Here is a 12,218-nt window from a genome sequence, read left to right as displayed (position 1 = left end):
AGCCAGGCTGCCGCGCTTAATCATCAGTAGAACGAGTGTTCACCGCGCTGATGCTCAGTAATATCCCGCACGCCTTTGAGTTCCGGGAAGGCGGCCAGCAGCTCTTTCTCGATACCATCTTTCAGGGTCACGTCGATCATCGAACAGCCGTTACAGCCGCCGCCAAACTGCAGAATGGCGTAGCCCTCATCGGTGATCTCCATCAGCGACACGCGACCGCCATGGCCGGCCAGCTGTGGGTTGATCTGCGCCTGAAGCAGATACTCAACGCGCTCAACCATTGGCGCATCATCAGAGACTTTACGCATTTTGGCATTCGGCGCTTTCAGCGTCAGCTGTGAACCAAGATTGTCGGTAACGAAGTCAATTTCAGCATCTTCCAGATACGGCTTGCTCAGTTCATCAACGTAAGCAGAGAGCTTTTCGAACTTCAGTTCGGTGTCAGTAGCTTCAACGGCATCGGGCGGACAGTAAGAGACGCCACACTCGGCTGTTGGCGTACCCGGGTTAATCACGAATACGCGAATCTGGGTGCCATCTTCTTGTTTGGATAGCAGTTTAGAAAAATGTTCCTGGGCAGAGTCAGTAATTCGGATCATGTCGATTGCTCAATAGTTGACTAATTTAGTTGGTTATAATACGCCCATCAAAGACGCTCTACAAGGTACGGCACAGGCACCAGACCTGCACGCTGGCGGCACCCTGGGCCATTAACAGGCGGCTGATTTCATCTACCGTACTGCCGGTGGTAATGACGTCATCCAGCAGAGCGATATGGCGTCCCTGCACCACCATTTCAAGGCAGAAAGCACCCCGTAAGTTGGTGCGGCGCTGGCGGGCGCTGAGCTGATGCTGTAATGCGCCCCCCGCGCTTGCGGGAAAGACCTTCGCGCCATTCACATCCCAGCCAGTGCGCCAGCGGTGCGGCCAGCAGTACCGTCTGATTAAAGCCACGCTGCCAGCGTCGTCGCCGATGCAGCGGAACCGGCAGCAGCAGATCGGGACGCGGCACACTGCCACGCCGGTAAACATTAAGCCAGCTTAGCAAAAGCAGCCGCGCCAGCATCACCCTGAGTGCGGTTATGTGAGAAAATTTAAGCTGGTTAACCCACTGGCTGAACGGCGGACAATAGTCATTGACGCAGACCAGCGCCTGCCAGGCGGGCGGTTTAAGCTGGCAGCGGCCGCAGGCGACCTTTGCTGAACCTGCCGGCAATCCGCAGCGTGGACAGAGCAGCGGTAACGGCGGTAATCCGCGCAGACATAAGCTGCAGATGCCGTGCCGGGCTATCCGCAACGGCATCCGGCATAGCCAACACAGGGCGGGCATTGCTAGCATAGCGACCTCCTTATCATTTTCGGGATAGTAACTGATGACGTCGCTCTACTGGCACACCTGCGGAGAAGGAAAACGCGATCTTGTGCTGCTGCACGGATGGGGACTGAATGCCGAAGTCTGGCAAAGCATCATTCCGCGACTCAGCGCGCACTATCGCCTGCATCTGGTCGATCTGCCCGGCTATGGCCGCAGCCAGCATTTCGGTGCGCTGACGCTGGAGCAGATGGCAGCGCAATTGCTGCCTGCGCTGCCACCACAGGCGATTGTGGTGGGCTGGTCGCTGGGCGGACTGGTGGCGACGCAGCTGGCGCTGAGTGCGCCAGAAAAACTGGCTGCACTGATCACTGTTGCCTCGTCGCCCTGTTTCACCGCCACAGAGAGCTGGCCCGGCATTAAACCGGAGACGCTGCAGAACTTTCAGCAGATGCTCAGCAACGATTTCCAGCGCACGGTGGAGCGCTTTCTGGCGCTGCAGACGCTGGGTACCGAAACGGCTCGCGCCGATGCGCGGCAGCTGAAAGAGGTGGTGCTGTCGCAGCCGATGCCGGAGGTGGCGGTGCTGGATGGCGGACTGGATATTCTGCGCCAGGTCGATCTGCGCGACGCGTTACCGCAGATTACGCTGCCGTTCCTGCGGCTCTATGGCGCGTTAGACGGACTGGTGCCGCGCCGGATTGTGGCGGAGATTGATGAAATGTTGCCAGCATCGCCCTCAGTGGTTATCGAAAAAGCCGCACATGCGCCTTTTATTTCCCATCCTGAGCGCTTTTGCCAGCATATTGTTAATTTTATCAGTAATCTGCCGTGATAATGACGCTTTGAACTGGCAAAATCGCAGACAGCAGCAATACTTCTCTCTGTGAGCGAGGCCGTTGCAATTTTATGTGATTAGTCATGGAAATGACTATGCCGTTCCATACTGCCTTACGCGTTTAGCGGCTGCTTACATCTCACAATGGATCATGAATGAGGGTAAACATAATGAAGGTTTTTAAATGGGTTGTGGCTTCAATGATGATGGGCGCGATTTCATTTTCTGCGATGGCAGCGAAAGAAGTCACCCAGGAAGAAGTTAAAACAATGAACCTGCAAAAGATCGGCAACGTTAACACCACGGCGGAAACCACCTCGCCAATGGATGCTAAGAAAGTGTTGTCAAAGCTCGCTGACGAAAAGGGCGGTAAATACTACCGCGTGATCGCAGGCCGCGAACACGGTAAATTCAGCGCAACGGCTGAAGTCTACAAGTAATTAACGTAGCCACATGAACTGCCAGGCATCCAGCTTAACCGGCTGGGTGCCATCAATTTTCTCTCCGCTCACCACATCCTGCAACGTATGCGCCACCGGCAATTGCGTCTCCACTGACCGTCCACTGAGATTAAACACGCACAACAGCCCGTCGCCGCTTTCTGGCTGATGACGTCTGAGCACCAGCACGGCGTTTTCGCTCTCATAAAGCGTCATCGGATAATCCGGGTGAAACGCAGGCTGACGACGACGCAGCTGAATCAGTTGCCCGAGCCGGGTATAGACCTGCTGGCGCAGCCAGTTACCGCCCGCCAGATCTCCCTCAATCTGCTGTAAATCATACTTCTGCCGATTAATCGCCCGGTTGTGTCCGGCGGCGCGCACGCCATCGTAATGGTTACGACCACCCAGAATGCTCTGGATATAGATGGCAGGCACGCCGGGAAAGACCAGCAGAATCGCATGGGCCAGCAAAAAACGTTTCAGCCGCGTGGCGTCATCGTCATCTTCACGGTTGAGCGCATCCAGATAGGTGACGTTGATTTCATAGGGGCTGGTGGTGCCGTCAGGGTTGTTTTTATAGGAGACCAGCGCGCCTTCCAGCGCCAGATCGCGCACCAGCGCCACAATCTCCACTTCAGACAAAATGCCGCGCGCCGGATTAAGGCCGATGCCGTCGTGTGACGCCAGAAAGTTGAAAAAGGTGGTGTCGTTGCTGCTGAGATCCAGAGCGCTCGCCCACTGCCGCAGTGCGCGCGCCGAGCCGGTGTGAATCGCATGCAGCACCAGTGGCGGCAACGAAAACTGATAGACCATCTGCGCCTCATCGTGCCCGTTGCCCAGATAGCTGATGTTGTCCTGATGCGGCACGTTAGTCTCGGTGATAATCACCGTGCCTGGCGCAACCTGGTCGGCAATAGCGCGAAACAGCTTCACCAGCTGATGGGTCTTTTCCAGATGAATACAGCGCGTGCCGGGCGTTTTCCACATGTAGCCGACTGCATCAAGACGCACATAGTCAGCGCCGCGTTTCAGGTAGTCGAGCAGCACATTGACCATGCGCAGCAGCACCTCAGGATTGGCAAAGTTGAGGTCGATCTGGTCAGCGCTGAAGGTGGTCCAGATAAAGCGGGTTTCGCCATCCGCCATTTTAAACGGCGTCAGCAGCGGCGAGGTGCGCGGACGCGTCACGGCGCTGAGATCGGTGGCGGGCGGCATGCTGATAAAGAAATCGTCCCAGCCGGGATCCTGCGCCAGGAAGTGGCTGAACCAGGCGCTGTGTGCCGACATATGGTTGCAGACAAAATCGAACATCAGCCGGGTTTCCTGATGCAGCCGCGCAATGTCCTGCCAGTCGCCGCACAGCGGATCGACCTGATGGTAATCAATCACCGAAAAGCCGTCATCGGACGACCAGGGGAAAAAGGGCAGCAGGTGAACCAGCGGAAACGTGGATTGCAGGTGCTGCTGATAGAACCGGGAAAAGGTGCTGAGCGTGGGTTTATCGGCTTCGCGAAACTGATCGGCATAGGTGATCAGCACCACATCCTGCTCATCCCAGTGTGCCTTGCGCGGCAGCTTAATGGCCTCGCGGGCGGTGGCGATGTCAGCCAGCAGGCGCGCAAAGGTCGCCTCCGGAAATGTGCCAGCATAAATCTTATCAATCAGATCGGTGATCGTTTCCATCGTGAATTGGGTGCCACAGCAGGTGTTGTTTTTATGACAGGCGTCTTTTTAGCGTAGCGCGATGGCGGGGATTTTCAACCGGGGAGAAGGGTGTGAAGAGGGGGCCAGGCAGTGGCCCCCCTGAAAAGCTTAGCGTTTTTTACCGAAAGCCGCAGCCAGCGCATCACCCATCGCACTGTTACCTGCTGACGAGCTGACCGGACGCGGACGACCTTTCGCGGTGTTCTGACGTTTCTCCTCGCGCGGAGCAGCGTTTTTCGCGCCACCACGGGCATTGCCTTCGCCTGGCTGCTCATCAAGACGCATGGTCAGGGCAATACGCTTGCGCTGGAGATCGACCTCCATCACTTTCACTTTGACGATATCGCCCGCTTTCACCACCTGATGCGGATCTTCCACGAAGCGATCGGAGAGCGAAGAGATATGCACCAGGCCATCCTGATGCACGCCGATATCCACAAATGCACCGAAGTTGGTCACGTTAGTGACGGCACCTTCGAGGATCATGCCCGGCGTCAGATCGTTCAGCGTCTCTACGCCTTCAGCGAACTGTGCGGTTTTAAACTCAGGACGCGGATCGCGGCCCGGCTTCTCAAGCTCTTTCATGATGTCGGTGACGGTCGGCAGGCCAAAACGTTCATCAATGAAATCGCGGGCGCTGAGATTACGCAGGCTGCCTGCGTTGCCCATCAGGTCGCTCAGTGCCTGCTCGGTGGCGGCCAGGATGCGCTCCACCACCGGATAGGCTTCCGGATGCACAGTTGAGGCATCCAGCGGGTTATCGCCATGGTTGATGCGCAGGAAGCCCGCACACTGCTCAAAGGCTTTTGGCCCAAGACGGCTCACTTTCAGCAACTGCTGACGGTTCTGGAAGCGGCCATGCTCATCACGCCAGCCGACAATGTTCTGCGCCATCATGCGCGTCAGGCCCGCCACGCGGGTCAGCAGCGGCACCGAGGCGGTGTTGAGGTCAACGCCGACGGCGTTCACGCAATCTTCGACTACCGCGTCGAGTTTCTTCGCCAGCTGGCTCTGACTGACGTCATGCTGATACTGACCCACACCGATCGATTTCGGGTCGATTTTCACCAGCTCTGCCAGCGGATCCTGCAAACGTCGGGCAATCGACACCGCGCCGCGCAATGAAACATCGAGATCCGGGAACTCCAGCGCCGCCAGTTCAGAGGCCGAATAGACAGATGCGCCAGCTTCACTGACAATCACTTTCTGCGCCGTGACCTGCGGGAACTGCTGCTGCAGATCCAGGAAGAAGCGCTCAGTTTCACGTGAAGCGGTGCCGTTGCCAATCGCCACCAGCTCAACCTGATGCTTAATGCAGAGTGCCGCTACGGCGGCCGCGGCTTTCGCGGTCTGGCCGGTATGCGGATAGACGGTATCGGTCGCGACGACCTTGCCTGTGGCATCGACCACCGCCACTTTGACGCCGGTGCGCAGGCCCGGATCCAGCCCCATGGTGGCGCGCATACCGGCGGGAGCGGCCATCAGCAGATCGTGCAGGTTGCGGGCAAAGACGTTAATCGCTTCATCTTCTGCGCGTTCGCGCACCGTGCCCATCAGCTCCGTTTCCAGATGCAGCATCACCTTGATGCGCCACGTCCAGCTCACCACCGCTTTACGCCAGCTGTCGGCAGGAGCGTTATTCAGGCGCAGGTTCAGGTGCTCAGCAATCAGCGTTTCGCCGTGGCTCTCACGCGGTGCTTCATCAAACTGTGGATCGGCATTCAGCGACAGTTGCAGCACGCCTTCGTTGCGGCCACGCAGCATCGCCAGCGCACGGTGCGACGGCACGCCGCTCAGCGCTTCGTGGTGATCAAAGTAGTCGCGGAACTTCGCGCCCGCTTCCTCTTTGCCTTCGACCACGCGTGACACCAGATGGGCATTTTTCCACAGGTAATTACGCACCTTCGCCAGCAGCGCGGCATCTTCAGCGAAACGCTCCATCAGAATGTAGCGGGCACCATCCAGCGCGGCACGGACGTCGGCGACGCCTTTGTCGGCATCGACATACTGTTCGGCAAGCTGCTCAGGAATGTGAGACGGCTCCTGCCACAGCGTCTCCGCCAGCGGCTCCAGACCCGCTTCGATAGCGATCTGTCCACGCGTCCGGCGTTTCTGTTTGTAGGGCAGGTAGAGATCTTCAAGCTCGGTTTTGCTGAGGGTGGTGTTGATCGCGCGGGCGAGGTCGTCAGTGAGTTTCCCCTGATCGTCAATCGACTTCAGAATCGACTGGCGTCGCTCTTCAAGTTCACGCAGATAGCTGAGGCGGGTTTCCAGCTGGCGCAACTGGGTATCATCCAGCCCGCCGGTGACCTCTTTACGATAGCGTGCGATAAACGGCACGGTATTCCCTTCATCCAGCAGGCGAACGGCGGCGTCAACTTGCTCTGGACGCGCCTGGAGCTCACTGGCAATTATCTGGCTCAGAACTTTCATCATCAGGATTGTCTTGCTTTCCGGGTTGAGAAATAGCCGACAGTTATACGGATTGATGGTTAAAATTGCCAGAGACGCGGGCGGCTTTCAGCGATAATCTGAAGGGTTATTGCGGGTAGTCAATCGCGTTGATATACCACAGCGCCGGCCCCACTGGCGTCTCGACGGTGGCGGCATCGCCGACCTCTTTTTTCAGCAGCGCCCGCGCCATGGGCGAGTCGATGGAGATGTAATCTTTGCGGCCAAAAATCTCATCGTAGCCCACAATGCGGAAGCGCTTGAGGTCGCCCTCATCGTTTTCAATTTCCACCCAGGCGCCAAAGAAGACTTTGCCATCCTGCTGGGGTGAATAGTCAACGATACGCAGCTGTTCAAGACTTTTGGTCAGATAGCGAACGCGACGGTCGATTTCACGCAGCCGTTTTTTATTGTACTGATAATCGGCATTTTCACTGCGATCGCCAAGACTGGCAGCCCAGGTGACTTTTTTTGTCACTTCCGGTCGCTCTTCACGCCAGAGATAGTCGAGTTCTGCTTTCAGCTTATCGAAGCCTTCGCGGGTAATGAGTCGGGTTTTCATGCTATACCGGCCAGAGAGATCCAAAGAAGAACAGTGTAAGACAAAGGGGGCGCGGCAAAAAAGGGCGGGGAAAGGGTTTTTAAAGGCTAAAAACCCACGTTGACTTCCCCGGCGGCGAAAGGGTTGGTGCTGAACAACAATCTGAAGCCAGTAATCTGAAGCTGTAAAAGAAGTCGTGATACTTATTTACCGGCGTGAGTCGCCGTGGTGGTCGATGTACCGGTGCTGTGACCGTCACCGCCGCCGCCGCCCATGGTGGCCAGCGCAACGCCCAGCAGGGCTGCGACTGCGCCAACACCGATGGCGTTAGAGTTACCTTGTGCTGTGGTGGTTGCCGCTGCGCCAGCTGCTTCACCGGTGGCTGTGGCAGCATAAGCTGGAGTGACGCTGCTTAATGTCAGCGCGCTCAGCAGTAAAATTGTTTTTTTCATTGTGTGTAATCCCCGTTGAGACATCGAATGTTGCCTGAGCAGTCTGGTTGAAAACGGAGAAGGCGAAAAGTTGGCTTTACTGATTGATTTAACGGACTTTAATTTCAACTGGTCTTGCTGGTGGCATCGCTGAAACTAATCCGAGAGGAGAGTGGGGCGTTACGCAGGTTTGCTGGAATATTATGCTGCCTGGCTACTGTTGAGGTAGATTATCTGGAGCTTATCCACAGTGATGGCTGATCATTAAGTCAAATTGTCTGCTAACTTGCTGAATTCGTTCATCGAATAAAAACTGGCCCGCTTCTGACGCCAGCGATTCAGAGAAACAGAGCCGTTTTTTCAGATTTGCCGTAACAGGGGCCGGGCAGCGCCAGACGCGTTAAAACTGACCCGAAATCGCCTTAAATCAAATATAAGCTCCTGTTTAATATGCTTTGTAACAATTTTGGCTAGAATATAAACCATTAATGACTGTCACTATAAGGCATCTTTTTTTAACAATGTTGGCTCAGGCAATAGCGCCTTTGGGAGTTGAAAATGCAAGAGAACTACAAAATTCTGGTCGTCGATGATGATATGCGTCTGCGTGCACTGCTTGAACGCTATCTCACCGAGCAGGGCTTTCAGGTGCGCAGTGTCGCTAATGCCGAGCAGATGGACCGTCTGTTAACCCGTGAATCCTTTCATCTGATGGTGCTCGACCTGATGTTGCCAGGCGAGGATGGTCTCTCTATCTGCCGTCGTCTGCGCAGTCAGAGCAACCCGATGCCGATTATTATGGTGACCGCCAAGGGCGAAGAGGTGGATCGTATCGTGGGGCTGGAGATCGGCGCTGACGACTATATTCCTAAACCCTTTAACCCGCGTGAGCTGCTGGCGCGCATCCGTGCGGTGCTGCGCCGTCAGGCTAATGAACTGCCAGGCGCGCCTTCGCAGGAAGAGGCGATCATCGCCTTTGGTAAGTTCAAACTTAACCTCGGCACCCGCGAGATGTTCCGTGAAGATGAGCCGATGCCGCTGACCAGCGGTGAGTTTGCGGTGCTGAAAGCACTGGTCAGCCATCCACGTGAGCCACTGTCTCGCGATAAGCTGATGAACCTGGCGCGTGGCCGTGAATACAGCGCCATGGAACGTTCGATTGACGTCCAGATCTCCCGCCTGCGTCGCATGGTGGAAGAGGATCCTGCGCATCCGCGTTATATCCAGACCGTCTGGGGTCTGGGCTACGTCTTTGTGCCGGACGGCAGTAAAGCATGAAGCGACTGCGCTTCTCGCCTCGCAGTTCGTTTGCCCGCACCCTGTTGCTGATCGTTACCCTGCTGTTTGTCAGCCTGGTAACGACCTATCTGGTGGTGCTGAACTTCGCCATTCTTCCCAGCCTGCAACAGTTCAATAAGGTGCTCGCTTACGAAGTTCGTATGCTGATGACCGACCGGTTGCAGCTGGAAGATGGCACGCAGCTGGAAGTGCCACCGGCGTTTCGCCGGGAAATCTACCGCGAACTGGGGATCTCGCTCTACACCAATGCAGCGGCAGAGGAGAGCGGATTACGATGGGCGCAGCACTATGAATTCCTGAGCGAGCAGATGGGCCAGCAGCTTGGCGGTCCCACCGATGTGCGGGTTGAGGTCAACAAAAACTCGCCCGTCGTCTGGCTGAAAACCTGGCTGTCGCCCGATATCTGGGTGCGGGTGCCGCTGACTGAGATTCATCAGGGCGACTTCTCGCCGCTGTTCCGCTACACCCTGGCGATTATGCTGCTGGCGATTGGCGGTGCCTGGCTGTTTATCCGCATCCAGAACCGCCCGCTGGTGGATCTGGAGCACGCCGCCCTGCAGGTCGGGCGCGGGATTATTCCGCCGCCGCTGCGCGAGTATGGCGCGTCAGAAGTGCGATCGGTGACCCGCGCCTTTAACCAGATGGCGGCCGGGGTGAAGCAGCTGGCGGATGACCGCACGCTGTTAATGGCGGGCGTCAGCCATGATTTGCGAACGCCGCTGACCCGTATTCGTCTCGCCACCGAGATGATGAGCGAGCAGGATGGCTACCTGGCCGAATCGATTAATAAAGATATCGAAGAGTGCAACGCCATTATCGAACAGTTCATCGACTACCTGCGTACCGGTCAGGAGATGCAGACTGAGCGCGCCGACCTTAACAGTGTGCTGGGCGAAGTGGTGGCCGCTGAAAGCGGCTATGAACGTGAGATCGAAAATGCGGTGATGCCGGAAGAGTTAATGCTGGATATCAACCCGCTGTCGATTAAACGGGCACTGGCTAACCTGGTGGTCAATGCCGCGCGATACGGTAATGGCTGGATCAGGGTCAGCAGCGGACGGGAACTGCATCGTGCCTGGTTCCAGGTGGAAGATGATGGACCTGGCATCAAGCCGGATCAGCTGGCGCATCTGTTCCAGCCCTTTGTGCGCGGTGACAGCGCCCGCAGCACCAGCGGAACCGGTCTGGGCCTGGCGATCGTGCAGCGTATCATTGATGCCCATCAGGGCTCGCTGGAGATTGGCGAGAGCGAACGCGGCGGTTTACGCATTCGTGCCTGGTTGCCGTTAGTGGAAAGCATGGCGCTGAGCCACAACAACGGCAGCAACAGCGTGTCGGGATGATAAAAACGGCGCGGCAGTTTCATTGCCGCGCCGCTTCTTTTAGCGTTGCGGGCCAGCTTTCACCAGCGCAGCACCTGCGGCGTTATCCGTGTACTTGTCGAAGTTATCAATAAAGCGCTGCGCCAGACCTTCGGCGGCGGCGGTCCACTTCTCCTCACTCTCCCAGCTACGACGCGGATCGAGCGTATCACTATCCAGTTCGCCCAGCGTAACCGGCATCTGCAGATTAAAGATCGGCAGCGTTTCCATCGGCGCATCATCCAGCTCACCCGCCAGAATGGCATTGATAATGGCGCGGGTATTCTTCAGTGAGATGCGTTTGCCGCTGCCGTTCCAGCCGGTATTGACCAGATAAGCCTGCGCACCGGACGCCTCCATCCGTTTCACCAGCACTTCCGCATACTGCGTCGGATGCAGCATCAGGAACGCCGCGCCGAAACAGGCGGAGAAGGTGGGGGTCGGCTCAGTGACGCCACGCTCGGTCCCCGCCAGTTTGGCGGTGAAACCTGACAGGAAATGATACTGCGTCTGCTCCGGTGTCAGACGTGAAACCGGTGGCAGCACGCCAAACGCATCGGCGGTCAGGAAAATCACTTTCTTCGCGTGGCCCGCTTTTGAGACCGGCTGCACGATATTGTCGATGTGATTGATCGGATAGGAGACGCGGGTGTTTTCGGTTTTGCTGCCGTCGTCGTAATCGACGCTGCCATCTTCGCGAACTACCACATTTTCCAGCAGCGCATTGCGGCGAATGGCGCGGTAGATCTCCGGCTCAGCCTGCTCAGAGAGGTTGATGGTTTTGGCGTAACAACCGCCCTCGAAGTTAAACACGCCATCATCGTCCCAGCCGTGCTCATCGTCACCGATCAGCTGGCGGTCAGGATCGGTAGAAAGTGTGGTTTTACCGGTGCCCGAGAGGCCAAAGAAGACCGCCACATCGCCCGCTTTACCCACGTTTGCTGAGCAGTGCATTGAGGCGATGCCTTTCAGCGGCAGCAGGTAGTTCATGATGGCGAACAGACCTTTCTTCATCTCGCCGCCGTACCAGGTTCCGCCAATCAGCTGCATGCGTTCAGTCAGATTGAAGGCGACAAAGTTTTCAGAGTGAAGACCCTGCGCCTGCCAGTCTGGATTGGTGCATTTGGCGCCGTTCATCACCACAAAGTCGGGAGTGAATTCGGCCAGTTCAGCGTCGTCAGGCTGGATGAACATGTTCTTCACGAAGTGTGCCTGCCAGGCCACTTCGGTGACAAAACGTACGCTCAGACGGGAATCGGCATTGGCACCACAGAACGCATCCACCACAAACAGGCGCTTGCCGGAAAGCTGGCGGGTGACGCAGCTTTTCAGCGCGTTCCAGGTCTCCTGCGACAGGGGCTGATTGTCGTTTTTGCCGGTGCCCTGGTCGTTCCACCACAGGGTATCGCGCGTGGTGTCGTCACGCACAATGTACTTATCCTTTGGCGATCGCCCGGTGAAAATCCCGGTGTCTACTGCAATCGCGCCGCTCTGCGTCAGGGTGCCACGAGCAAAACCTTCGAGGTCCGGGCGCGTCTCTTCCTGAAAAAGCGTGTCGTAATCAGGGTTGTAAACCACTTCCGTGGTATCCACGATGCCCAAAGCGGCAAGGTCTTGCGAGGTCAGGCCGTTAACGCGCATTTTACTGCTCCTTAAATCGGTGTCTGTTCTGCAAAGCAGAGATAGGTTGGGATCGTGCCACCGGCTGTTGTATCGGGTGCGGCAAATCACTGACAGTCGACTGCGCTTCGTCACGACAGCCTGCAAAGATCACCGGACTATTCAGGGCATCTGCCTCTGACTTCCGGGCGTTTGCACGATCGCGCGCAGTTTACTCT

The 12,218-nt window shown here is 56.9% G+C and carries 10 protein-coding genes and 1 pseudogene; 4 read left to right on the top strand and 7 right to left on the bottom strand.

Annotated features, from left to right (window positions below):
• Nucleotides 1-23 precede the first annotated feature (23 nt).
• Nucleotides 24-599, bottom strand: coding sequence for a Fe-S biogenesis protein NfuA (gene nfuA / locus JNO11_RS17655; protein ID WP_010253194.1), 576 nt, complete (start codon nucleotides 597-599; stop codon nucleotides 24-26).
• 58 nt (nucleotides 600-657) lie between these two features.
• Nucleotides 658-1,339, bottom strand: a pseudogene (gene gntX, locus JNO11_RS17650) (DNA utilization protein GntX).
• Between the two features lie 34 nt (nucleotides 1,340-1,373).
• Between gntX and bioH the strand changes: the two are divergent.
• Both bioH and JNO11_RS17640 read left to right on the top strand, forming a co-directional pair.
• The gene (gene bioH / locus JNO11_RS17645) at nucleotides 1,374-2,147 is read left to right on the top strand and encodes a pimeloyl-ACP methyl ester esterase BioH (protein ID WP_325177539.1); all 774 of its coding nucleotides are present in this window, start codon (nucleotides 1,374-1,376) and stop codon (nucleotides 2,145-2,147) included.
• Between the two features lie 173 nt (nucleotides 2,148-2,320).
• Entirely contained in the window at nucleotides 2,321-2,590 is a 270-nt protein-coding gene (locus JNO11_RS17640) for a YdgH/BhsA/McbA-like domain containing protein (RefSeq protein ID WP_010671554.1), read from the top strand.
• Here the strand turns inward: JNO11_RS17640 and JNO11_RS17635 are convergent, their stop codons facing one another.
• From JNO11_RS17635 to yjbE, 4 genes are all read right to left on the bottom strand, one after another.
• Complete coding sequence (locus JNO11_RS17635) at nucleotides 2,591-4,276, bottom strand: alpha-amylase family glycosyl hydrolase (protein ID WP_301250315.1); 1,686 nt, start codon at nucleotides 4,274-4,276, stop codon at nucleotides 2,591-2,593.
• A gap of 129 nt (nucleotides 4,277-4,405) precedes the next feature.
• Nucleotides 4,406-6,733 (bottom strand): Tex family protein, encoded by a 2,328-nt coding sequence (locus tag JNO11_RS17630; protein WP_033759014.1) that lies wholly within the window; start codon nucleotides 6,731-6,733, stop codon nucleotides 4,406-4,408.
• A gap of 103 nt (nucleotides 6,734-6,836) precedes the next feature.
• Nucleotides 6,837-7,310, bottom strand: coding sequence for a transcription elongation factor GreB (gene greB, locus JNO11_RS17625; protein WP_010253180.1), 474 nt, complete (start codon nucleotides 7,308-7,310; stop codon nucleotides 6,837-6,839).
• A 182-nt stretch (nucleotides 7,311-7,492) separates the two neighbouring features.
• Nucleotides 7,493-7,741: an exopolysaccharide production protein YjbE gene (gene yjbE, locus JNO11_RS17620; RefSeq protein WP_033780986.1), complete on the bottom strand. Its 249-nt coding sequence runs from the start codon at nucleotides 7,739-7,741 to the stop codon at nucleotides 7,493-7,495.
• A 537-nt stretch (nucleotides 7,742-8,278) separates the two neighbouring features.
• Here yjbE and ompR point away from each other — a divergent pair.
• Together ompR and envZ are read left to right on the top strand one after the other, a co-directional pair.
• The gene (ompR, locus tag JNO11_RS17615) at nucleotides 8,279-8,998 is read left to right on the top strand and encodes a two-component system response regulator OmpR (protein ID WP_003853014.1); all 720 of its coding nucleotides are present in this window, start codon (nucleotides 8,279-8,281) and stop codon (nucleotides 8,996-8,998) included.
• Nucleotides 8,995-10,362, top strand: coding sequence for a two-component system sensor histidine kinase EnvZ (envZ, locus tag JNO11_RS17610; RefSeq protein WP_010253168.1), 1,368 nt, complete (start codon nucleotides 8,995-8,997; stop codon nucleotides 10,360-10,362). Before ompR ends, envZ begins: the two co-directional genes overlap by 4 nt.
• A 39-nt stretch (nucleotides 10,363-10,401) precedes the next feature.
• Here the strand turns inward: envZ and pckA are convergent, their stop codons facing one another.
• Nucleotides 10,402-12,021 (bottom strand): phosphoenolpyruvate carboxykinase (ATP), encoded by a 1,620-nt coding sequence (gene pckA, locus JNO11_RS17605; RefSeq protein ID WP_010253165.1) that lies wholly within the window; start codon nucleotides 12,019-12,021, stop codon nucleotides 10,402-10,404.
• Nucleotides 12,022-12,218: the final 197 nt, after the last annotated feature.

Origin of the sequence: Pantoea sp. 1B4 (assembly GCF_016925765.1) — a bacterium.
GTDB lineage: Bacteria > Pseudomonadota > Gammaproteobacteria > Enterobacterales > Enterobacteriaceae > Pantoea > Pantoea agglomerans.
The sequence above is the reverse complement of the archived record's forward strand: the minus strand, read 5'-3'. Positions and strand labels throughout refer to the sequence as shown.